Origin of the sequence: Prauserella shujinwangii (genome assembly GCF_003001955.1) — a bacterium.
In the GTDB taxonomy this organism is placed as follows: Bacteria; Actinomycetota; Actinomycetes; order Mycobacteriales; family Pseudonocardiaceae; genus Qaidamihabitans; species Qaidamihabitans shujinwangii.
The window spans coordinates 1-20,109 of sequence record NZ_PVNH01000002.1; the positions used below are offsets into that span (position 1 = coordinate 1).

Sequence of the window (20,109 nt, forward strand, 5' to 3'; positions counted from 1 at the left end):
GACTCGTCGGCGGCATCCCCTGGTTCGTCCCACCACCCCACGTCGACCCCCGCCGAAGACCCCGCCGCAACACCCTCCACACCAGACACCCGGCCGCACTCGCCGCCTGACCGGCAACCAGCCGCCGGGTGGGCGGGCGTGCCGCGGCGCCGGTCGGTACCGCCGTCCATGCCGACGCCGCCCGACCCGGTGCGGCAGGAGGCCGCGCACGCGCGCCGGATCGAGGCCGCAACGACGTCCCCGCCTCAGAGGCCGAGGCCGCGCAGCACGATGGCGAACCCCCGGCGGAACTCCTCCTCCGGCGGGATCGTCGCGGCGTCCGCCGCGGTCTCCGCCAGGATCGGGAACTCCTCCGGCGGCAACGCGGCCAGCGCCGCGGTGCCCGGCCCGGACAGCGGCCCGAAATGCGCCACCTGCAGCGCGCCGAACACGTACCCCAGGATCGTCCGGAACGCGATCACCCGCTGCTCGCCCGTCAGACCCGCGTCCGTGAGCACGGCCAGCACCGTCTCGCCCCAGCGGCGGGAGCTGGGCGACCGGTGCCGGTGGGTCAGCAGCAGCGGGACCACACCCGGGTGGCCGGACACGGCTACCCGGACCCGGTCGGCGAGGACGCCAAGGCGCTTCGCCGGCCCGCCCCTCGGCACGTGCAGGTCGACCGCCCGCAGGACCAGGTCGACCACCAGCTCCTCGAGCTGGCTCCGGTCGGAAACGTAGCGGTACAGCGACATCGTGCCCATGCCCAGCTCCCCGGCGACCGTGCGCATCGACACGGCGGCGAGCCCGTCACGGTCGACGACGGCCAGCGCCGCGGCGGCGATCTGGGTGAGCGTCAGGGATCGGGGGCGTGGCATGAGATTTGACAGCGTACAACCTACGCGCATAGCTTCGTAAGCGTACACCTTACGCCTACGAAGGGGCGCCCATGGAACAGGTCGTCGAGCGGGAACTGGTCACCGTCACCGGGGAGCGGGTCCGGGTACCGCACCCGGACCGCCTGGTACACCTGCAGTTCCGGCGGTTCGCCGGGTGCCCGATCTGCAACGTCCACCTGCGGTCGGTGGTACGCAGGCACGAGGAGATCACCGCCGCGGGCATCGTGGAGGTCGTCTTCTTCCACTCGCCCGCCGCCGAGTTACGCGACCACGACCTGCCCTTCGCGGTCGTCGCCGACCCGGGCAAGCGCTACTACCGGGAGTTCGGGGTGGAGTCGAGCCGCCGCGCCCTGCTGCACCCACGGACCTGGGGAGCGATCCTGCGCGGCTCGGGACTGACCCTGCTGGGCGCCTTCCGGCCGCCGGCCACCCGGCAGGAGGGCGGACGGCTCGGCCTGCCTGCCGACTTCCTGATCGACCCGAGCGGCCGGATCCTCGCCGCGAAGCGTGGCGAGCACGCCTACGACCAGTGGTCGGTCGACGAGCTGCTGTCCCACGCGAGAGCCGGGACGAGCCGGTGACCGCTAGACGTGCATGCTCGTCGCGAACTGATGGGTGGCCGCGTCGACGATGTCGGCCGGGGTCGCCTCGATCTCCCCGCCGAGCCAGGCGATCAGCAGCTCGGCGAGGCCACCGACGAACAGCAGCGCGTTGATCTCGTCCCGCGGCGACGGCAGCGCCGCGGCACCGTACAACGCGGCCGCCTGCGTCACCACCAGCCGGGCGAACGTCCGCAGCAGCTCGTGCCTGCGCCCCCGCAACGACGCCGAGGCCGACGACTCGACCATCGCCGCGCGCCCCTTGCGCGGGTCCTCGGTGAGCATGTCGACGAACGCCGTGAGCGCCGCCCGCGCCTTCGCACCCGCGTCGCCCTCGGTGTCCCGCAGCGCGGCCAGTGCCCGCTCGCCGATCTCCTCCGCCACCCGGTCCACCACGGCCAGCAGCAGCTCGTCGCGGCTCCGGAAGCTCTCGTAGAAGTACCGCTCGGTCAGCTTGGCGTGCGCGCACACCGCCGTCATCGTCGTCCGCTCGTAGCCCACCGTGCCGAGCAGGTCGAGACCGGCCTCGAGCAGCTTCGCCCTGCGCTCGGCCTTGCGGTCCTCCGCGCTGACGCCCCGGTACGGGCGGATCGGTGACGACATCGGCCCATCTTGACAGACAGCCCTTCCTGTCCAAGAGTTGACAGGACGTCCTGTCAGTTCGAGGAGGCACCGATGGGCAAGGTCCTGGCACCCGCTCCGGACCGCAGTACCCTGCGCGCGATCCCCGGCGACCCCGGACTGCCGCTGATCGGCTACGGGCACCGCTACATCCGCGATCCGCTCCGCCTGTGGTGGGAGCGCTACGAGCGCTACGGACCCGTCTCCTGGTTCGGCGCCTTCGGCTCGCCCTGCGTGTCCCTGCTCGGCCCGGACGCGTGCGAGGTGGCACTCACCAACCGGGACAAGGCCTTCGCCAACGGCGACGGCTGGCGCGCGCTCATCGGGCCGTTCTTCGACCGCGGCCTGATGCTGCTCGACTTCGACGAACACCTCGCGCACCGGCGGCTGATGCAGCAGGCGTTCACCAACGAGCGGCTCGCCCGCTACGCCGCCGCGCTCAACCCCGCCATCGACGCCGGTCTCGACCGGTGGCGGCCCGGTCCCCGCTTCCGCGCCTACCCGGCGGCCAAGAAGCTCACCCTGGACCTCGCGACGAGCATCTTCATGGGCGGCGCCGAGCACACGCCGCCCGCGGAGATGGACCGGATCAACCGGGCGTTCATCGACTGCGTGCAGGCCGCCACCGCGCTCGTGCGGTTCCCCGTTCCCGGCGGCCGGTGGCGGCGCGGACTCGTCGGCCGGAGGCGCCTGGAGCGCTTCCTGCGCGAGTACCTGCCCGCGCGGCGGGCGGGCGACGGCGACGACCTGTTCTCCGTGCTGTGCCGGATCGAGGACGAGGACGGCACCCGGTTCAGCGACGAGGACGTGCTCAACCACATGATCTTCCTGCTGATGGCCGCCCACGACACCTCGACCATCACGATCTCCACGATGATGGGCTACCTCGGCCAGCATTCCGAATGGCAGGAACGCTGCCGCACCGAGTCCCTCGCGATCGGCACCCCGGTGCCCGGCCTCGCCGAACTCGCCACGCTCGAATCGCTGGACCTGGTGATGAAGGAGTCGATGCGGCTCGTCTCACCGGTGCCCACGATGGCCAGGACGACGGTCAAGGACACCGAGGTGCTGGGCTACTTCCTGCCCGCGGGCACGATGGTGGCGGTCACCCCGCACTTCAGCCACCACCTGCCCGGCTACTGGCCGGATCCGGAGCGGTTCGACCCCGGCCGGTTCGCGCCCGACCGCCGCGAGGACAAGGTGCACCGCTACGCGTGGGAACCGTTCGGCGGCGGTGTCCACAAGTGCCTGGGCATGCACTTCTCCGGCGTCGAGATCAAGCTCGTGCTGCACCACCTGCTGCTGCGGTTCGCCTGGAGCGTCCCGCCGGACTACCGGACCCCGCTGGACTTCACGTCGCTGCCGTTCCCGAAGGACGGCCAGCCCGTCGACCTGCGTCTCAGGTCAGCGCGCACCGCGTGACGAGGTCGGCCGGGCCGGCGCCGGCGGGCCGGGGCACGGTCGCCGACGGCGGTGGCGGCGTACCCCTGGTCAGCAGCCGCTCCAGCGCGGTGAACGCGCTGCGGTGGCACGGCGCGAGCGCCCGCAGCCGCTCGGGATGGGCGTCGACCAGCGAGTCGACGTGGGTGCCGTCCTCGATCCGGTAGTACCGGTGCAGCGCCGACCGCCCCCGCTCGCGCACCATCTCCGCGTAGACGTCGGAGCCGGCGGCGATCGGCAGCAGGGCGTCGAGCGTGCCGTGCACGGTCAGCAGTGGCTTGCCGATGCGGCCGGTGAGCCCGATCCGCGCCACCGCCTCGTGCACCTCACTCGGCCGGGACGCGTAGTCGTAGTCCGCGTCGCAGGCGGGCGTGCCGGGCTCGCAGAAGGGCGTACCGGCCTCGGTCTCGCCGTCGAAGCCGGGGTCGATCTCCTCCCGGTAGACCCGCTGGGTCACATCCCAGTAGTAGTCGTAGTGGAACGGCCACAGGAACTCCGAGCCCTCCGCGAAGCCCGCGGCGAGCAACTCGGCGCGGGCCCCGGCGGCATCCGGACCGCCGTCGGCGTACCGGGGGTAGGCCGACAGCGCGGCAGGCAGGAAGTCCACCAGGTTCGGGCCGCGTTCCGACCAGAGCGTGCCCTCCCAGTCGACGCCGCCGTCGTAGAGCTCGGGATGGTTCTCCAGCTGCCAGCGCACGAGGTAACCGCCGTTGGACAGCCCGGTCGCGATGGTGCGTGCCGGAGGGCGGTGGTAGCGCTGCGCCACTACCGCCTTCGCCGCCCTCGTCAGCTGGGTGACCCGGTGGTTCCACTCGGCGATGGCGTCGCCGGGGCGGTCGCCGTCGGCGTGGAACCGCAGGCCGGTGTTGCCCTTGTCGGTCGCGGCGAACGCGTAGCCGCGCGCGAGCACCCAGTCCGCGATCGCCCGGTCGTTCGCGTACTGCTCGCGGTTGCCGGGTGTCCCGCTCACCACGAGGCCGCCGTTCCACCGCTCGGGCAGGCGGATGACGAACTGGGCGTCGTGCCCCCACCCGTGGTTGGTGTTGCTCGTCGAGTCGTCCGGGAAGTAGCCGTCGATCTGTACCCCGGGCACCGGTCCCGGCACCGGCAGCGCGGCCTGCGTCAGCCCCGCCCAGTCCGCCGGGTCGGTGTGGCCGGTGCGTGCCGTGCCCGCCGTCGTCAGGTCGGGAAGGCAGGCCACCTGCTGGTGTTCGGCCCCCGGCACGTGCACCCAGCGCGCCACCCGGCATCCCGCCGGGCGCTCGGCCGCCACGGCCGGAGCCGTCACCGCCACCAGCAGCCCGGCCAGCAGTGCCGGCAGCACCGTCACCAGCCTGCGCATCGCGACCTCCCAGATCGTCGTCGGTCCGGTCGCGAGAACAGTAGAAAGCGGCGCGGCGGCGCGAAATGGGCACGCACCCCATGAACCGGGCGCCGGAGGTGGCCGTGACCTACACGGCCCGCACCGTCACCGCAGCATCGGAGCTTCCAGGAACTGCTCCGGGACCGCGAACGCGTCGACGAGTGTGCGGGCGTGCGGGCGGAGCTCCTGGCACAACTGGTTCACGGCGGCCGCCACCGCCTTCGACCGGGTGCTGGTCAGCCTTCCGTGCTCGGCGAACCACGCCCGGTCGGCCTCGATCTCGGACAGCACGTACAGATCGCACAGCCGCTCCAGCAGCCGCTTCGCCGCCGGATCGGCGCACCGGTCGATCGCCGCGACGAACGCCTCCAGGACCAGCCGTTCCACGTGCACCCTTCCGGCGAGCAGCACGTGGTCCTGCGCGTCGTTGAACAGGTCGAACGCGTTCTCCGCCGTCGCCCGCCGGAGCCTGCGCGCCACCCCGCTCAGCACGTGCTCCTCGCGGTCCTCGAAGACCCGGCACTGCCAGGCCCGGTCGAACAGCACGCTGTCGTCGTCGCGGCCGGGGCCCGCCTCCAGGATCCGGTCCACCACCTTGCGGGCCGAGGTCCGCTCGATGACGGAGTCCACGAACTGCTCGGCGAGGAACCGCAGCGTCGCCAGCGGGCTCATGTCGGAGAAGTCGTCCCGGTACTGCGTCAGCAGCCCGCGCGCGACGAGCTGCAGCAGGACCGTGTTGTCGCCCTCGAACGTCGTGAACACGTCGGTGTCGGCCTTGAGCGAGGGCAGGATGTTCTCGGCGAGGTAGCCGGCGCCGCCGCACGCCTCGCGGGCGGTCTGGATCGTCCGCGTGGTGTGCCAGGTGGACAGTGCCTTGAGCCCGGCGGCGCGCGACTCCAGTTCCCGCTGCCTGCGCTCGTCGACCTCGCCACTCGCACTCTGGATCTCGTGCAGGCTGGCCACGAGCTCCTCCTGCGCGAAGTGCAGCGCGTACGTCCTGGCGATCGCGGGCAGCAGCTTCCGCTGGTGCGCGAGGTAGTCGAGGACGGCGATCTCCTCACCGGTGTCGGGCCGGAAGAACTGCCGCCGCCGCTCGGCGTACCGGGTGGCGATCGTGAGGGCGCGCTTGGCCGCGCTGCCCGCGCTGCCCGCCACGCTGATGCGGCCGCGCACGAGCGTGCCGAGCATCGTGAAGAACCGCCGGTTGTCGCTCTCGATCGGGCTGCCGTACGTGCCGTCCTCGGCCACGTCGCCGTAGCGGTTGAGCAACGCGGTCCTCGGGACGCGTACGTGGTCGAAGTAGAGCCGCCCGTTGTCGACGCCGTTCAGCCCCGCCTTCGGGCCACAGTCCTCGATGCGCACGCCCGGCACGGGCCTGCCCTCGTCGTCGCGGATCGGCACGAGCAGCGCGTGCACGCCGCGGCTCTCCCCGCCGGTGACCAGCTGCGCGAAGACCACCGCGAGCCTGCCGTCGCGCGCGGCGTTGCCGATGTAGTCCTTGCGCGCCGACTCGTCGGGCGTGTGGACGACGAACTCCCGCGTTCCGGCGTCGTACGTGGCGGTGGTGCGCAGGTTCTGGACGTCCGAGCCGTGTCCGGTCTCGGTCATCGCGAAGCAGCCGAGCAGGTCCAGCTCCATGATCCGGCGCAGGTACTCCTCGTGGTGCCTGCGGGTGCCGAGCAACTGCACGGCGCCGCCGAACAGCCCCCACTGCACACCGGCCTTCACCATCAGCGAGAGGTCGCCGAACGCCAGCATCTCGAACGAGGTGATCGAGCCGCCGATGTCCTCGCCACCGCCGTACTCCCGGGGGAAGCCCAGCCGGGGCCGTCCCGTGGCGGCCAGCTCCCGCAGCTGGTCGAGGACCTGCGCGCGGTGGGTCTCCACGTCCAGCCCGTACGGCTCGCGGAACTTCGTGTCGGCGACCTGCTCGCGGATCTCCCTGCGGATCTTCGCCCAGCGCCCGTCGAGCAGCTCCGTCAGCGCGGCGGGGTCCACTTCGGTCGCGGTCGGCAGCGAGGACGTCATGGCTCCAGGCTGCCCGAACCGGCGGCCTTCCGCAGCGCGGCTCGTGAGTGCGGAACGTGGTGAGAACGACGTTGTGCGCTCACGAGGCGTCCGGGCCCTGGGCGCGCAGGTCGTCGACCTTCGCCATCGCCTCCCGCAGCTCGGCCAGCCACGACTCGGCGTGCTGGCCCACCAGCCGGACGGCCCAGGCCAGCGCCTCCGAGCGCGAGCGGGCCACTCCCGCGTCCACGAGCGTGTCCAGCACGCGGCGCTCCGGCTGCCGCAGCCGCGTCATCACCGGCGCCGACAGGGTGGTGAACAGTTCCCGCGTGCCGCCGACGCGGGCGCCCCACGAGACCTTCCTGCGGTAGCGGTGCTCCGCCTGCCTCGCGATCTCGATCCGCGCGTCCCGGGTCTCCTCGCGGAACCGGCTGATCCGGCCGGACTCCGCCGCCGCCCGCTCGGCGTCGTCGGCGTACTCGCCCGGCAGCGGCGGCAGCTCGCCGACCACCAGGATCTCCTCCCGGTCGACGGTGATCTCCGGGTCGCCGGTGAACCAGTCGTCGGGCAGCCTGCCGCTGAACCACGCCGCCGCGTCGGCCGCGCTGGGCACCTCGCCCTGCTGCCAGCCGCCCCGCACCTTCCAGCCACGTCCCATGATCGCCTCCGCGATGATTACATGATTACATCGCTGCCGAACTTACGCCGAATCGCGGAGTGTGGACACGGTGTTCTCCGAGGGCGGACGCGTCAGCTCGCGAGCGCGGCCACCAGTTCGCCCGCCGTGGTGACGGGCCGCTCGCACACGTAACCGCGGCACACGTACGCCGCGGGCCCGCCGTCCACGAGCGGGCGGTCCGCGAGCAGCGGCACACCCGTGGCCTCGGGTGAACCGGCCAGCACCACGGCGCCTCCCGGCACGGCACGGGCGGCCTCGACGTGCAGGTCCGACCGCGTGGCCGCGTCCGGGCCGACCACCGCCACCTGCACCGGGCCGGACCGCAGCGCCTCCGCCGCGGTGAGCCAGTGCCCGGCGAAGCGGGGCACCCTGGCGGCGAGCATGCCCGCCCGGCTGATCGCCCGCTCGCAGGCGTCCCGGTACCGGCTCGTCTGTTCCGGGCCGGCGAGCGCCGAGGCGGTGAGCAGTGCGCCCGCGAGCGCGGAGGCCCCGGACGGGCTGGCGTTGTCGGTGGGGTCCGCGGGCCGCTGCACCAGCGCCTCCGCGTCGTCGGCGGTGTCGTAGAAGACGCCGGGCTCCTCGCCCGCGAACCGGGCCAGTGCCGTGTCGAGCAGGCCCGTGGCCCGGGTCAGCCACACCGGCTCCCCGGTCGCCTGGTGCAGCGCGAGCAGGCCCTCCGCGAGGCAGCCGTAGTCCTCGAGCACCCCGGCGGCATCGCCCACGGCACCGTCCCGCGAGCTGCGGCGCAACCTGCCGTCCACGAGGTGCCGGTCGAGCACCAGGCCCGCCGCGGCCGCCGCGGCGTCGACCCACTCCGGCCGTTCCAGCGCGACCCCCGCCTCGGCGAGCGCCGTGATCGCCAGCCCGTTCCACGCCGCGATCACCTTGTCGTCCCGCGCGGGCTGCGGGCGCCGCGAGCGCGCGTCGAGCAGCCTGGCCTGCACGCGCAGCCAGCGGGCCGGGTCGGCCGGGTCCTCGGGCAGGCGCAGCGTCGACGCCCCGTACTCGAACGTGCCCTCCGGGGTCACGCCGAACAGCTCGGCGGCCCAGGCGCCGTCGTCCGGGCCGAGCACCTCGGCCAGCTGCGCGGGCGTCCACACGTACGTCAGCCCCTCGACGCCCTCGGTGTCGGCGTCCAGCGACGCCGCGAAGCCGCCCTCGGCGGTGCGCAGGTCCCGCAGCAGGAACTCGGCGGTCTCCCCGGCGACCCGCCTGGCGAGCGCGGAGTCCGTCCGGCGGGACAGGTGCGCGTACACCCGCAGCAGCAGGGCGTTGTCGTAGAGCATCTTCTCGAAGTGCGGCACGACCCATGCCTCGTCCACCGAGTACCGGGCGAAGCCGCCCGCGAGCTGGTCGTAGATCCCGCCGCGCGCCATCGCCTCAGCGGTCGACTCCACAAGAGACAGCGCCTCACGCGATCCCGTGCGCTCGTAGTGCCGCAGCAGGAACTCGAGCACCATCGACGGCGGGAACTTCGGTGCGCCACCGAAACCGCCGTGCTCGCGGTCGGCCTCACCGGCGAGCTTGGTGACCGCCCGGGCGAGCGTCTCGTCATCCACTGTGGACTCCCGCAGCGGACCGGTCTGCTCGGCGAGGTGGCTCACGATCTTGCCGGCACCCTCGCGGAGCTCGCCCGGCCGCTCGGCCCACGCCTGCGCCACCGCGACGAGGAGCTGTTTGAACGACGGCATCCCGTGCCGCGGCGCGGGCGGATAGTAGGTGCCGCAGTGGAACGGCTCCCCCTCCGGCGTCAGGAAGCAGGTCATCGGCCAGCCGCCCTGGCCGGTCATCGCCTGGGTGGCCGTCATGTACACGGCGTCGATGTCGGGCCGCTCCTCGCGGTCGACCTTGATGTTGACGAAGTGCTCGTTCATCAGGGCCGCGGTCTCCGGGTCCTCGAACGACTCGTGCGCCATCACGTGACACCAGTGGCACGCCGCGTACCCGATCGACAGCAGGATCGGCACGTCGCGCCGTTTCGCCTCCGCGAGTGCCTCAGGGCTCCACGGCCACCAGTCCACCGGGTTTCCGGCGTGCTGCAACAGGTACGGCGATGTGGCGCTGGCTAGGCGGTTCACGGTTCCAGCGTCTCACACGGGTACGGGCTACGCCGTCTCCCCGTCCTGCCGCCGCCGTACGAGCACCTCGACCCCGTCGAGCAACCGCTCCAGCCCGAACTCGAAGGCCCTTGCGGGATCGCCCGCGCCCATCTCCTCCCCCGCGACCGGGCCGACGACCGCCGCCGTCGGATACCGGTCAGCGTCGAACACCTTCTCCAGCAGCGGCGCGTACCGTTCCCACCACGCGTCGTCGGTCAGTCCGGTCCGCTGCTCGGCCTCCGCGGCCTCGATCGCGCCGCGCACGGCGCCGTGGACGTAGTTGCCGACGAGCGTGACCACCAGCTCCATCTCGATGGGAGACAGCCCGGTGCCCGCGACGGCACGCAGCTCCTGGTCGTACTTCGCGATGAAGTTCGGCCCGAGCAGCGGCCTGCTCGCCGCCACCTGCAGCAGCCAGGGATGGCGGAGATAGAGGTCCCAGCTCCGCCGCGCGACAGCCTCGAGCGCGGCCCGCCAGCCCGGCGGCTCGGTCTCCGGCTCGGTCAGCTCGCCGTAGACCCGGTCGACCATGACGTCGACGAGCTCAGCCTTGCCCGGCACGTAGCCGTACAGCGACATCGCGGTGACCCCCAGTTCGCCCGCGATCCGCCGCATCGACACGGCGGCCAGGCCCTCCGCGTCGGCGACGGCGATGGCCTTCGCCACGATGCCCTCGACGTCGAGCCTCGGCTTCGGGCCCCGGCGCGGACGCTCCTGGACTCCCCAGAGCAGCTCGATGCTCCGCCGGGGATCGCCACTGCCGCTGTACACGCTCGCCACACCGGCACCCTATCCGCAACCCTTGCACTCTCTACACCGTAGAGATATCATCGCGCAGCTCTCTCTACAACGTATAAAGTTTGAGGTGGGGATGAACCGATCAGATCCGGCCGTGCTGGCCGAGGACCTGCACAAGACCTACGGAGACACGGCCGCGCTCGCCGGGTTCGACCTCGAGGTGCCCGCGGGCACCGTGCACGGCCTGCTCGGACCCAACGGCGCCGGAAAGACCACCGCCGTGCGGGTGCTGGCGACCCTCACCCAGCCGGACTCGGGCACGGCGCGGGTCGCCGGGTTCGACGCCGTCCGGGATCCGATCCGCGTCCGCCGGCGAATCGGGCTGGTCGGGCAGCAGGCCGCGGTCGACGAGATCCTGACCGGCAGGCAGAACCTCGTGCTGTTCGGCAGGCTGTACCACCTGGGGGCCGCCGCGGCCGCGCGGCGGGCCGACGAACTGCTGGAGCGGTTCGGGCTCACCGAGGCCGCGGGCAGGGCGGCGGGTCAGTACTCCGGCGGCATGCGCAGGCGGCTCGACCTCGCGGCGAGCCTCATCCTGTCGCCCGCCGTGCTGTTCCTCGACGAGCCGACCACCGGCCTCGACCCGAGGGCGCGCACCGAGGTGTGGGAGTCCGTCCGGCAACTGGCGGCCGCGGGCACCACGATCCTGCTCACCACGCAGTACCTCGACGAGGCCGATCAGCTCGCCGGCCGCATCTCCGTGGTCGACCACGGGCGGGTCATCGCGGAAGGCAGCCCCGACGAGCTCAAGCGGCGCATCGGGACCGACCGGCTCGACGTCGTGGTGCGGCACGCCGCCGACCTGCCCGCCGTCGCGCGGCTCGTCGGCGGCGTGGCCTCCGGCGCGGCCGAGTCCGACCGGGACCGACGCCGGGTCAGCGCCCCGGTCCGGGACGGCATGGCCGCACTGACCACGCTCGTCCGGGCGCTCGACGACGAGGGCATCGAGGCGGTGGACGTGGGCCTGCGCCGCCCTTCTCTCGACGAGGTGTTCCTGCGGCTCACCGGTGAGAACAAGGACAAGGAGGTGGCGGCGTGACCGCACCCGTGCTCTCGCACTCGTCGCTGGAGCGCCTGCGCTGGGTGGTCGCCGACGGGTGGGCCGTCACCCGCCGCGACCTCCTGCACTGGGCCAACCGGCCGGGACAGGTCGTGGCGAACGTGCTGTTCTCGGTGATGGTCCTGCTGCTGTTCGCCTACCTCTTCGGCGGGGCGATGACCGTGCCGGGCGGCGACTACCGGGAGTTCCTCGTGCCCGGAGTGCTGGCGATGACCATGATCTTCGGCGTCGAGGGCACGTTCACCGCGGTCAACAACGACATCGCACGAGGCGTCACCGACCGGTTCCGGTCGATGCCGATGGCCCCGTCGGCCGTGGTGGTCGGCCGGTGCGCGGCGGACATGCTCAACGCCGCGCTGACGCTGGCCGCCCTCGTCGCCGCGGGTCTGGCGATCGGCTGGCGCTGGCACGAGGGCCTGCTGTCCGCGCTGGCCGCGTTCGGCCTGCTGTTGCTGCTCCGTCTGGCGATGCTGTGGCTGGGCATCTACCTCGGGCTGGTGCTGCGGAGTCCGGAGTCGGTGATGGCGCTGCAGATCCTCGTGTGGCCGCTGGGCTTCCTGTCCAACGCCTTCGTGCCACCCGGAACCATGCCCGGCTGGCTCGGCACCGTCGTCGAGTGGAACCCGCTGTCCGCCACGGTGGCCGCGACCAGGGAGCTGTTCGGCAATCCCGGCTGGCAGGGGACGGCGTGGCCGGCGCAGCACCCGGCGCTCGCGGCGATCGCCTGGTCAGCGCTGTTCATCGCCGTGTTCCTGCCGCTGTCCGTCCGCCGCTACCGACTGCTGAGCAGGTGAGGCCTGCCTCGTGAGTGCGGAACGTGGTAAGAACAACGTTCCTCACTCACGAGGCGTGGGCTCCTCGGCGGGCTCCTCGGCATCCTTGCCGTCGGCGCCCTCGTCGGCCGGGGCGTCGAAGCTCGCGGGCAGGCGCTTGAGGTGCTTGGTCATCGACCGCACGAGCAGCGCGACCGCGATGAGGAACAGCAGCAGGAGCAGCAGGCCGACGGGCGAGGACTTGCCGAAGTCCTCGCCCTGACCGCCGCCGTCGCCGTTGCCCGGCTGCTGCTGGGTCAGCGCCGCCGCACCGGCCATGACCGGCACCACGGCGAAGGCCGGAAGAGTCATGTGTTCACCCGCTCTCGGATACCCGCGAACAGATCGTCCTCCGGCAGCGTGCTGTCGACAAGCGAGCGCACCAGCTCGTACTCCTCGGTGGGCCACACCTCGCGCTGCATGTCCAGCGGCACGGCGAACCAGCGGCTGTTCGGGTCGATCTGGGTGGCGTGGGCCTTCAGCGCCTCGTCGCGCACCTCGAAGTAGTCGTCGCAGCGCACCCGCGTGGTGACGCGTTCCATGACGTCGGCCTTGTCCGGGTCCCAGCGGTTGAGCCACTCCTGGTACGGCGACTCGAGGCCTCGCGCGACCAGGCTCTCGTGGAAGGCGGTGATCTTGGCCCGGGAGAAGCCGTGCGAGTAGTAGAGCTTCAGCGGCTGCCACGGCTCCCCCGCGCCGGGGAAACGCCCGGGGTCCGGCGCGGCGTCGAACGCGGCCACCGACACCTCGTGGCAGCGGATGTGGTCGGGGTGGGGATACCCACCGTTCTCGTCGTAGGTGACCACGACGTGCGGACGGAACTCGCGCATCACGCGCACCAGCGCCTCGGTGGACTCCTCCAGCGGCACGAGCGCGAAGCAGCCCTCCGGCAGCGGCGGCAGCGGCTCGCCCTCCGGCAGCCCGGAGTCGACGAAACCGAGCCAGCGGTGGTGCACGCCGAGGATCTTCGCCGCCCGCGCCATCTCCTCCCGCCGGACCTCGGCCATGTTCGTGTGCACCTCGGGCCGGTCCATCGCCGGGTTGAGCACGCTGCCCGCCTCGCCACCGGTGCAGGTGACGACCATGACCTCGTGCCCCTCGGCCACGTAGCGCGCCATCGTGGCGGCGCCCTTGCTCGACTCGTCGTCGGGGTGGGCGTGCACCGCCATCAGCCGGAGCCCCGCCCCCACGCTGGTCGCCGCCTGTCCGTCAGATCCCGCCATGCCCGACTGGTCCCTTCTCACCCAGTTTCCGCGGACCCGCCGGTCCGCGGCTCACCGCCTGCGCGGATACTCGTCACGCGAGGCCAGCGTTCATTGTCCTCACCACCACGACATCAACGATCGGAGGCCTGCTTTGCTTCCCGGACAGGCGACGTCCTCCGACGCGGTGCCCGCGGACCGCTACGGCAAGGTCCGGCCCCCAGGGACGACACAGCGGCCGCTCCGGGGCTGGCGGCTGTGGGTGTTCCTCGCCGTGGCACTGCTCGCCGCGGGCAGCGTCGCCTTCGTGGGCTACCGCAACCTGGGAGAGGCACCGATCGAGGCGCAGCGGGTGGCCTTCGCCGAACGTCCCGGCAACGCGATGGAGGTGACCATCGACGTGCTGCGGGACGACCCGCGGCGGGCGGCGGTGTGCATCGTCCGGGTGCGGGACATCTCCGGCGCCGAGAGCGGGCGCCGGGAGGTCTACGTCCCGCCGGGCGGGGAACGGTTCTCGACGGTGGTCCGCAGCACCACGAGGCCCGTGACGGCCGACGTGTACGGCTGCTCGTACAATGTTCCCGAGTATTTGTCAACCCCCGAGCGGCCAACGGGGTGAACAGTGCGCTCAATGCCCGTTGAGCGGTGAACTGAGCAGCATTGATGTTGCCGTTCGTGTTATCCTGATCTACCGGCACGGCCCCAGGCGGGCCGTGTTTTTCCTTTATCACAGCCACGCCAACGTGGCGGCCGGCTTGTATACCCAAGCCCGGCAGGCCCTAGGAGGAGATGGTGACCGTGAGCGACACCAAGGTGACCTGGCTGACCCAGGAAGCCTACGACAGGCTCAAGAGCGAGCTCGACGAACTGATCGAGAATCGTCCGGTCATCGCCGCGAAGATCAACGACAGCCGGGAAGAGGGCGACCTCAAGGAGAACGGGGGCTACCACGCCGCCCGCGAGGAGCAGGGTCAGCAGGAAGCCCGGATCCGGCACCTGCAGGAGCTGCTGCGCACCGCCAAGGTCGGCGAGGCGCCCAAGAACGACGGCGTCGCCGAGCCTGGCATGGTGCTCACGGTGCGCTACGAAGGCGATGACGAGGACGAGAAGTTCCTCCTCGCCACCCGCGAGGAGGGTGCGGAGGGCGAGCTGGAGGTCTACTCGCCCGACTCGCCACTGGGGAAGGCCCTCCTCGGCGCCAAGGAGGGTGAGGCGCGGGAGTACGAGCTGCCCAACGGCCGTACCCAGAAGGTCACGCTGATCAAGGCCGTGCCCTACGGGTCCTGACACTTGCCGGACGCGCCGGCTCGTGGGTGCGAAAGCGCCGCGCCGCGGAGCGGCTCCACCAGGGGGTGGGGTCAGGCGACGGGCGGGCGTGCTCACTCACGAGCCAGGCGCTCCAGCAGCGGCCGCACGCGTTGCGGCACCGGGGTGGACAGCGCGATCGAGGTGGACGTGCGCCGCACCCCCGGCACCCCGACCACCTCGTCGATCACCCGCTGCAGGTCGTCGTTGGAGCGGGCCACCATGCGCACGAACAGGTCCCCCTGACCGGTGGTGGCGTGTACCTCGCACACCTCGTCGATCGCCGCCAGCGCCGCGGACACTTCCGACCGCCTGCCCTGGGCGATCTCCAGCACGGCGAACGCGGTGAGCCCGTAGCCCATCGCCGCCAGGTCGAGCTCCGGCGGGAAGCCGGTGAGCACGCCACGTTCGGTCAGCCGGTCCAGCCGTGCCTGCACCGTCCCGCGGGCGACGCCGAGTCTGCGCGCGCACTCCAGCACGCCGAGCCGGGGAACGTCGGTGAGGAGCAACAGCAGGCGCGCGTCGAGGGCGTCGAGCGAGTACCCGGCCACGGACTGCCTCCCTGGGCAAACTGCCTGATTCGATCACCGGATTCTGGCTTTCCCTGAGCAGATTGTCCAGCGACTCAGAGCTCTGTTGCTCAGACTGCCCGGCCAGGCGCATTCTGCCACCATGACCACGAACCCAGCACTCGACGACGTCAGCTACGACCAGCTCAGGCAGCTCGTCGGCCTCGTCGACCACGACCCCTCGACCGACCCGTTCCCGGTGAAGGCCATGGACGCGGTCGTGTTCATCGCGGGCAACGCGACCCAGACGGCGTGGTTCTACCAGGTCGCCTTCGGCATGGAGCTGGTCGCGTACTCGGGCCCGGAGACGGGCAACAGCGACCACAAGTCGTTCGTGCTCAAGTCGGGTTCGGCCAGGTTCGTCATCAACGGCGGGGTGCGACCCGACTCGCCGCTGCTGGACCACCACCGCAGGCACGGCGACGGCGTGACCGACCTCGCTCTCGAGGTGTCCGACGTGGACAAGTGCGTGGCGCACGCGAGGGCGCAGGGCGCCACGATCCTGGAGGAGCCGCACGACGTCTCCGACGAGCACGGGACCGTGCGCCGCGCCGCGATCGCGACCTACGGCGAGACCCGGCACTCCCTGATCGACCGCTCCCGCTACGCGGGTCCCTACCTGCCCGGGTACGAGGCCCGCACGAGCACCGTGCGCCGGCCCGAGGGCGCGCCCAAGCGGCTGTTCCAGGCGATCGACCACTGCGTCGGCAACGTCGAGCTCGGCAAGATGGACTACTGGGTGGACTGGTACCACCGCGTGATGGGCTTCGTGAACATGGCGGAGTTCGTCGGCGACGACATCGCCACCGAGTACTCGGCGCTGATGAGCAAGGTGGTCTCCAACGGCAACCACCGGGTCAAGTTCCCGCTCAACGAGCCCGCGGTCGCCAGGAAGCGCTCGCAGATCGACGAGTACCTCGAGTTCTACGGCGGCCCCGGCTGCCAGCACATCGCGCTGGCGACGAACGACATCATCGCGACGGTGTCGGCGATGCGCGCCGCGGGCGTGGAGTTCCTGAACACGCCCGCCTCGTACTACGACGACCCCGAGCTGCGGGCCCGCATCGGCGAGGTGCGGGTGCCGATCGAGACGCTGAAGGAGCACGGGATCCTCGTGGACCGCGACGAGGACGGCTACCTGCTGCAGATCTTCACCAAGCCGATCGGCGACCGGCCGACCGTCTTCTACGAGCTCATCGAGCGGCACGGCTCACTCGGCTTCGGCAAGGGCAACTTCAAGGCGCTCTTCGAGGCCATCGAGCGGGAGCAGGAGCGCCGCGGCAACCTGTGAATGGTTGTCACTGGGACAGGGTGTAGCCGGCGTGCTGCAGCTGGGCGGCCACCTCGGCGCAGTGCTCCGGGCCGCGGGTCTCCAGGGTCAGCTCGATCTCGACCTCGCCGACGGCCAGCCTGCCCGCGATCCGGGAGTGCTCGACGTCCAGCACGTTCGCACCCAGCTCGCTCACCCTCGACAGCACCCCGACCAGCGAACCGGGCCGGTCGGGCACGCACACGCGCAGCTTGAGGTAGCGGCCGCCCGCCGTCATACCGTGCTGGATGATCTGCAGCAGCAGCAACGGGTCGACGTTGCCGCCGGAGAGCACGGCCACGATCGGCGGCGGGAACGCCCCGGGATGCTCCAGCAGCGCCGCGACCGCGGCGGCCCCCGCGGGCTCCACCACCAGCTTGCGCCGCTCGAGACAGAGCAGCACCGCCCGGGAAAGCGACTCCTCGCTCACCGTCCGCACGTCGTCGACCAGCGTCGAGACATGCGCGTAGGTGACGGGTCCCGGCTGGCCGACCGCGATGCCGTCGGCCATCGTCTGCATGCTCGCCCGGCGCACCGGATGCCCCGCGGCCAGCGACGATGGCCACGCCGCCGCGGACTCGGCCTGCACCCCGACGATCCGCACGTCCGGCCGTAGCCCCCGCACGGCGGACGCGATCCCCGCGACGAGCCCGCCACCGCCGGTCGGCACGAGGATCGTCGCGGCCTCGGGCACCTGCTCCAGGATCTCCAGCCCCACCGTGCCCTGGCCGGCGATGATGTCCTCGTGGTCGAACGGGTGGATGAACACCGCTCCGGTGCGCTCGGCGAACGCGGTCGCCTCCGCCAGCGTCTCCTCCAGCACCGCCCCGTGCAGGTGGACCTGCGCGCCGTAGCCCCTGGTCGCGGCCAGCTTCGGCAGCGGAGCCCGCTCGGGCATGAACACGGTGGCCCTCGTGCCGAGCAGCGCGGCGGCCAGTGCCACGCCCTGCGCGTGGTTGCCCGCGCTGGCCGCGACGACACCGCGGGACCGCTCGGCGTCGGCCAGCCCGTGGATGCGGGTGTAGGCGCCCCTGATCTTGAACGAACCGGTGCGCTGCAGGTTCTCGCACTTGAGGTGCACCGGCCCGCCGTGTTCGCGTTCGAGGTCGCGGGCGTGTTCGAGCGGGGTCCGGCGCACCACCGCTTCCAGTAGACTGCGGGCGGCGCGTATCCGGTCCACGCTGACGAGTTCCATGAGCCCAGATCATCGCACCCCGGGCGATCCGCACGTTCGGAACCGTCCCGACCGGGTAGTCTTGGTCGCGTATCGGTAACGAACAGGGAGACGGCAACCATGGCACGGGCGAAGACGTCGAGCGCCGCACGACCCGCCGGCGTCGTACCGCTCGTCGCCGGTGTGGCGTCGGCGCTGGCGCTCACCGGTGCGGCGGTGTTCACCGTCGAGCAGGCGACGTGCACCGACCCCGGCCAGTACGTCCGGCACGACAACCACGTCGAGCTCATCGGTGGCTGTTTCGACGGCGCCGACCTCCCCGAGACCACCACCGGCAACCGGAGCCCGGAGCAGAACGGCGCCGCCGTGCGCCACAACCTCCGTCCGTAGCGCTCAGCCCAGCGCGCGGTTCAGGTCGGCCAGCAGGTCGCTCACGTCCTCGATACCGACGGACAACCGCACCAGCTCGGCGGGCACCTGCAGCAGCGATCCCGCGACACTGGCGTGCGTCATCCGCCCGGGATGCTCGATCAGTGACTCGATGCCGCCGAGCGACTCGGCGAGGATGAACAGCTCGGTCCGCGCCGCGGTGTCGAGCGCGGCCTGCTCCCCGTCGGCGTGCTCGAACGACACCATGCCGCCGAACCGCCGCATCTGCTTCGCCGCCAGGTCGTGCTCGGGGTGGTCCGGCAGGCCCGGGTAGTGGACGCGGCGCACCTTCGGGTGGTTCGCGAGCGCCTCGGCGATCCGCTCGGCGTTGTCGCAGTGGCGCTCCATCCGCACGGCGAGCGTCTTCAGCCCGCGCAGGGTCAGCCAGGCGTCGAACGCGCCGGGGACCGCGCCCGAGGCGTTGCGGAGGAAGAACAGCTGCTCGCGCAGCTCCGCGGAGTCGGTGACGACCGCGCCTCCGACGACGTCGGAGTGACCGCCGAGGTACTTCGTGGTGGAGTGCACGACGATGTCCGCGCCGAGTTCGAGCGGCGTCTGCAGGTACGGCGTGGCGAACGTGTTGTCCACGACCAGCCGCGCCCCGCCCTCGTGGGCCACGTCGGCGAGCGCGGCGATGTCGGCGATGCCGAGCAGCGGGTTGGTCGGCGTCTCGCACCACACGAGCCGGGTCTCCGGCCTGATGGCGGCCCGCACCTCGTCCAGGTCGGACAGGTGCGCGACCGTGTAGTCCACGCCCCAGTGGGTGAGCACCTTGTCGATGAGGCGGAACGTGCCGCCGTACACATCGTTGCCGAGCACCAGGTGGTCACCGGGACGCAGCGCCGTGCGGAGCACCGCGTCGCTCGCGGCCATGCCGGAGGCGAACGCCAGCGCGTGACTGCCGCCCTCCAGCGCGGCGAGCGCCTGCTCCAGCGCCGTCCGGGTGGGGTTCGCGGTGCGCGAGTACTCGTAGTCCCCCTCGCGCGTGCCGCCGACGCCGTCCTGCGCGTAGGTGGAGGTCTGGTAGATCGGCACGATGACCGCGCCGGTCCGGGGGTCGGGCTGCTGACCTGCGTGGATCGCACGGGTCTCGAAGCCGAAGCTGGTGGGGTCGTCAACCATGTCCTCAGCGTACGGCGCTACCGCCACGGCTGCCCGGGCGGTGGCGGACCCTGCCACGGCTGCCCCGGTGGCTGGCCAGGAGCCTGCCCGTACGGTGGCTGGGGCTGCTGCCACGGCTGGCCCGGCGGCACCGGCGGCCCTGGCTGGCCCGGCCAGCCCTGCTGCTGGAACGGCTGCCCCGGCCAGGGCGGTGCCGGTGGCCGCTGCCCCTCGGCCAGCCACCGGCGGGTCGCCGGCAGCAGGGTCAGCACCAGTACCAGGGCGCCGGGCACCAGCATCAGCCCCCACGGCATCCGCCCGTCGAGCCCGCCGACCGAGTACTGCGCCGCACCCCACACGAGCAGCGCGAGCGGCCCCACCGTGGCCAGCCCCGCCGCGGCCGCCAGGAACGTCTGCCCTGCCCGTTTGCGGGTGAGCAGCATGATCCCGCCCGCGCCGAGTCCGCCCGCGCAGAGCAGCGTGACGAAGAAACCGACCGCACCGTACGCCACTTTCATGAGCGGACCCAGGTCGGCGACCTGGTCGAAGAAGCCGATCAGGTAGAAGGCCCCGGTGAGCATCGCGATGATGCCTGCGGTCAGTGCGGTGCCCATACCGGCGGGCCGGGGCGGGCCCGGGAAGTGGTGCGGATGTCCCATTCGAGTCC

At 72.0% G+C, this 20,109-nt stretch carries 21 protein-coding genes; 8 read left to right on the forward strand and 13 right to left on the reverse strand.

Features of this window, described 5'->3' with window-relative positions; all coding sequences use genetic code 11:
* Positions 1-245 precede the first annotated feature (245 nt).
* Positions 246-854 (reverse strand): TetR/AcrR family transcriptional regulator, encoded by a 609-nt coding sequence (locus B0I33_RS03270; RefSeq protein ID WP_106177037.1) that lies wholly within the window; start codon positions 852-854, stop codon positions 246-248.
* Between the two features lie 71 nt (positions 855-925).
* On the opposite strand from B0I33_RS03270, the gene B0I33_RS03275 reads away from it, so the two are divergent.
* The gene (locus B0I33_RS03275) at positions 926-1,456 is read left to right on the forward strand and encodes a peroxiredoxin-like family protein (protein ID WP_106177038.1); all 531 of its coding nucleotides are present in this window, start codon (positions 926-928) and stop codon (positions 1,454-1,456) included.
* Between the two features lie 3 nt (positions 1,457-1,459).
* On the opposite strand, the gene B0I33_RS03280 is transcribed toward B0I33_RS03275, so the two are convergent.
* Complete coding sequence (locus B0I33_RS03280; protein ID WP_106177039.1) at positions 1,460-2,077, reverse strand: TetR/AcrR family transcriptional regulator; 618 nt, start codon at positions 2,075-2,077, stop codon at positions 1,460-1,462.
* Between the two features lie 72 nt (positions 2,078-2,149).
* On the opposite strand from B0I33_RS03280, the gene B0I33_RS03285 reads away from it, so the two are divergent.
* Positions 2,150-3,517, forward strand: coding sequence for a cytochrome P450 (locus tag B0I33_RS03285; RefSeq protein ID WP_106177040.1), 1,368 nt, complete (start codon positions 2,150-2,152; stop codon positions 3,515-3,517).
* On the opposite strand, the gene B0I33_RS03290 is transcribed toward B0I33_RS03285, so the two are convergent.
* The 5 genes from B0I33_RS03290 to B0I33_RS03310 form a co-directional block, all read right to left on the reverse strand.
* Positions 3,495-4,877: a 3-hydroxybutyrate oligomer hydrolase family protein gene (locus tag B0I33_RS03290; protein WP_106177041.1), complete on the reverse strand. Its 1,383-nt coding sequence runs from the start codon at positions 4,875-4,877 to the stop codon at positions 3,495-3,497. The two genes, B0I33_RS03285 and B0I33_RS03290, sit on opposite strands and share 23 nt — an antisense overlap.
* A 126-nt stretch (positions 4,878-5,003) precedes the next feature.
* Positions 5,004-6,926: an acyl-CoA dehydrogenase family protein gene (locus B0I33_RS03295; protein ID WP_106177042.1), complete on the reverse strand. Its 1,923-nt coding sequence runs from the start codon at positions 6,924-6,926 to the stop codon at positions 5,004-5,006.
* A 79-nt stretch (positions 6,927-7,005) separates the two neighbouring features.
* Positions 7,006-7,563 carry a hypothetical protein gene (locus B0I33_RS03300; protein WP_106177043.1) on the reverse strand — a complete coding sequence of 186 codons (558 nt, stop codon included), beginning with the start codon at positions 7,561-7,563 and terminating at the stop codon, positions 7,006-7,008.
* Positions 7,564-7,655: 92 nt separating this feature from the next.
* Positions 7,656-9,662: a thioredoxin domain-containing protein gene (locus B0I33_RS03305; RefSeq protein ID WP_106177044.1), complete on the reverse strand. Its 2,007-nt coding sequence runs from the start codon at positions 9,660-9,662 to the stop codon at positions 7,656-7,658.
* A 27-nt stretch (positions 9,663-9,689) separates the two neighbouring features.
* A complete protein-coding gene (locus B0I33_RS03310) occupies positions 9,690-10,463 on the reverse strand; it encodes a TetR/AcrR family transcriptional regulator (protein ID WP_106177045.1) in 774 nt (257 codons plus the stop codon).
* A 91-nt stretch (positions 10,464-10,554) separates the two neighbouring features.
* On the opposite strand from B0I33_RS03310, the gene B0I33_RS03315 reads away from it, so the two are divergent.
* Complete coding sequence (locus B0I33_RS03315) at positions 10,555-11,520, forward strand: ATP-binding cassette domain-containing protein (RefSeq protein ID WP_106177046.1); 966 nt, start codon at positions 10,555-10,557, stop codon at positions 11,518-11,520.
* A complete protein-coding gene (locus tag B0I33_RS03320) occupies positions 11,517-12,335 on the forward strand; it encodes an ABC transporter permease (protein ID WP_245900420.1) in 819 nt (272 codons plus the stop codon). The genes B0I33_RS03315 and B0I33_RS03320 overlap by 4 nt, the downstream gene beginning before the upstream one ends.
* Positions 12,336-12,377: 42 nt before the next feature.
* Here the strand turns inward: B0I33_RS03320 and B0I33_RS03325 are convergent, their stop codons facing one another.
* Together B0I33_RS03325 and mca are read right to left on the reverse strand one after the other, a co-directional pair.
* On the reverse strand, positions 12,378-12,665 hold the full coding sequence (locus B0I33_RS03325) for a hypothetical protein (protein ID WP_106177047.1): 288 nt from the start codon (positions 12,663-12,665) through the stop codon (positions 12,378-12,380).
* The gene (gene mca, locus B0I33_RS03330; RefSeq protein ID WP_106177048.1) at positions 12,662-13,576 is read right to left on the reverse strand and encodes a mycothiol conjugate amidase Mca; all 915 of its coding nucleotides are present in this window, start codon (positions 13,574-13,576) and stop codon (positions 12,662-12,664) included. The genes B0I33_RS03325 and mca overlap by 4 nt, the downstream gene beginning before the upstream one ends.
* Before the next feature lie 133 nt (positions 13,577-13,709).
* Between mca and B0I33_RS03335 the strand changes: the two genes are divergently transcribed.
* The gene (locus B0I33_RS03335; RefSeq protein ID WP_425440437.1) at positions 13,710-14,174 is read left to right on the forward strand and encodes a DUF4307 domain-containing protein; all 465 of its coding nucleotides are present in this window, start codon (positions 13,710-13,712) and stop codon (positions 14,172-14,174) included.
* A gap of 170 nt (positions 14,175-14,344) precedes the next feature.
* Positions 14,345-14,842 (forward strand): transcription elongation factor GreA, encoded by a 498-nt coding sequence (greA, locus tag B0I33_RS03340; RefSeq protein ID WP_106177050.1) that lies wholly within the window; start codon positions 14,345-14,347, stop codon positions 14,840-14,842.
* Positions 14,843-14,934: 92 nt separating this feature from the next.
* Here the strand turns inward: greA and B0I33_RS03345 are convergent, their stop codons facing one another.
* Positions 14,935-15,411 carry an Lrp/AsnC family transcriptional regulator gene (locus tag B0I33_RS03345; protein ID WP_106177051.1) on the reverse strand — a complete coding sequence of 159 codons (477 nt, stop codon included), beginning with the start codon at positions 15,409-15,411 and terminating at the stop codon, positions 14,935-14,937.
* Positions 15,412-15,532: 121 nt separating this feature from the next.
* On the opposite strand from B0I33_RS03345, the gene hppD reads away from it, so the two are divergent.
* Complete coding sequence (hppD, locus tag B0I33_RS03350) at positions 15,533-16,720, forward strand: 4-hydroxyphenylpyruvate dioxygenase (protein ID WP_106177052.1); 1,188 nt, start codon at positions 15,533-15,535, stop codon at positions 16,718-16,720.
* 7 nt (positions 16,721-16,727) lie between these two features.
* Here the strand turns inward: hppD and ilvA are convergent, their stop codons facing one another.
* The gene (gene ilvA, locus B0I33_RS03355; RefSeq protein WP_106177053.1) at positions 16,728-17,933 is read right to left on the reverse strand and encodes a threonine ammonia-lyase; all 1,206 of its coding nucleotides are present in this window, start codon (positions 17,931-17,933) and stop codon (positions 16,728-16,730) included.
* 99 nt (positions 17,934-18,032) lie between these two features.
* Between ilvA and B0I33_RS03360 the strand changes: the two genes are divergently transcribed.
* Positions 18,033-18,302, forward strand: coding sequence for a hypothetical protein (locus tag B0I33_RS03360; RefSeq protein ID WP_106177054.1), 270 nt, complete (start codon positions 18,033-18,035; stop codon positions 18,300-18,302).
* 3 nt (positions 18,303-18,305) lie between these two features.
* On the opposite strand, the gene B0I33_RS03365 is transcribed toward B0I33_RS03360, so the two are convergent.
* Together B0I33_RS03365 and B0I33_RS03370 are read right to left on the reverse strand one after the other, a co-directional pair.
* The gene (locus B0I33_RS03365) at positions 18,306-19,463 is read right to left on the reverse strand and encodes a cystathionine gamma-synthase (protein ID WP_106177055.1); all 1,158 of its coding nucleotides are present in this window, start codon (positions 19,461-19,463) and stop codon (positions 18,306-18,308) included.
* Positions 19,464-19,480: 17 nt separating this feature from the next.
* The gene (locus B0I33_RS03370) at positions 19,481-20,101 is read right to left on the reverse strand and encodes a hypothetical protein (protein WP_106177056.1); all 621 of its coding nucleotides are present in this window, start codon (positions 20,099-20,101) and stop codon (positions 19,481-19,483) included.
* Positions 20,102-20,109 lie beyond the last annotated feature (8 nt).

Excerpts from the sequence above, each read along its gene's own strand:
- B0I33_RS03270 (WP_106177037.1), bottom strand. The coding sequence starts at position 854 with ATGCCACGCCCCCGATCCCTGACGCTCACCCAGATCGCCGCCGCGGCG.
- B0I33_RS03275 (WP_106177038.1), top strand. The coding sequence starts at position 926 with ATGGAACAGGTCGTCGAGCGGGAACTGGTCACCGTCACCGGGGAGCGG.
- B0I33_RS03280 (WP_106177039.1), bottom strand. The coding sequence starts at position 2,077 with ATGTCGTCACCGATCCGCCCGTACCGGGGCGTCAGCGCGGAGGACCGC.
- B0I33_RS03285 (WP_106177040.1), top strand. The coding sequence starts at position 2,150 with ATGGGCAAGGTCCTGGCACCCGCTCCGGACCGCAGTACCCTGCGCGCG.
- B0I33_RS03290 (WP_106177041.1), bottom strand. The coding sequence starts at position 4,877 with ATGCGCAGGCTGGTGACGGTGCTGCCGGCACTGCTGGCCGGGCTGCTG.
- B0I33_RS03295 (WP_106177042.1), bottom strand. The coding sequence starts at position 6,926 with ATGACGTCCTCGCTGCCGACCGCGACCGAAGTGGACCCCGCCGCGCTG.
- B0I33_RS03300 (WP_106177043.1), bottom strand. The coding sequence starts at position 7,563 with ATGGGACGTGGCTGGAAGGTGCGGGGCGGCTGGCAGCAGGGCGAGGTG.
- B0I33_RS03315 (WP_106177046.1), top strand. The coding sequence starts at position 10,555 with ATGAACCGATCAGATCCGGCCGTGCTGGCCGAGGACCTGCACAAGACC.
- B0I33_RS03325 (WP_106177047.1), bottom strand. The coding sequence starts at position 12,665 with ATGACTCTTCCGGCCTTCGCCGTGGTGCCGGTCATGGCCGGTGCGGCG.
- mca (WP_106177048.1), bottom strand. The coding sequence starts at position 13,576 with ATGGCGGGATCTGACGGACAGGCGGCGACCAGCGTGGGGGCGGGGCTC.
- greA (WP_106177050.1), top strand. The coding sequence starts at position 14,345 with ATGGTGACCGTGAGCGACACCAAGGTGACCTGGCTGACCCAGGAAGCC.
- hppD (WP_106177052.1), top strand. The coding sequence starts at position 15,533 with ATGACCACGAACCCAGCACTCGACGACGTCAGCTACGACCAGCTCAGG.
- ilvA (WP_106177053.1), bottom strand. The coding sequence starts at position 17,933 with ATGGAACTCGTCAGCGTGGACCGGATACGCGCCGCCCGCAGTCTACTG.
- B0I33_RS03360 (WP_106177054.1), top strand. The coding sequence starts at position 18,033 with ATGGCACGGGCGAAGACGTCGAGCGCCGCACGACCCGCCGGCGTCGTA.
- B0I33_RS03365 (WP_106177055.1), bottom strand. The coding sequence starts at position 19,463 with ATGGTTGACGACCCCACCAGCTTCGGCTTCGAGACCCGTGCGATCCAC.
- B0I33_RS03370 (WP_106177056.1), bottom strand. The coding sequence starts at position 20,101 with ATGGGACATCCGCACCACTTCCCGGGCCCGCCCCGGCCCGCCGGTATG.